We start from the raw sequence: 268 nt of genomic DNA, 5'->3' as shown, positions 1-268 counted from the left end.
CGATGTTCTGCGCCGACAGTTTTGGCGCCGAGGCGATTGCCAGGCAATGGCGCACGCGATCCGGGTAGGTGATGGTCCACTGCAACGCCTGCATGCCGCCCAGGCTGCCGCCGATCACCGCGGCCCATTGTTTGATGCCCAGCCGGTCGGCGAGGCGGGCCTGGCTGTGTACCCAGTCTTCCACGGTCAGTACCGGGAAGTCCGCGCCGAACGGCTTGCCGGTTTCCGGGTTGAGGCTGCTCGGGCCGGTGGAGCCGTTGCAGCCGCC

The 268-nt window shown here is 68.3% G+C and carries 1 protein-coding gene; it reads right to left on the bottom strand.

The features are described from left to right. Positions 1-268, bottom strand: a 268-nt coding sequence (locus KZZ04_RS19450; RefSeq protein WP_219423917.1) for an alpha/beta fold hydrolase, incomplete at both ends; no start/stop codon positions are given.

This window comes from Pseudoalteromonas sp. CR1 (genome assembly GCF_019392235.1).
Classification (GTDB): Bacteria; Pseudomonadota; Gammaproteobacteria; order Enterobacterales; family Alteromonadaceae; genus Pseudoalteromonas.
The sequence above is the reverse complement of the archived record's forward strand: the minus strand, read 5'-3'. Positions and strand labels throughout refer to the sequence as shown.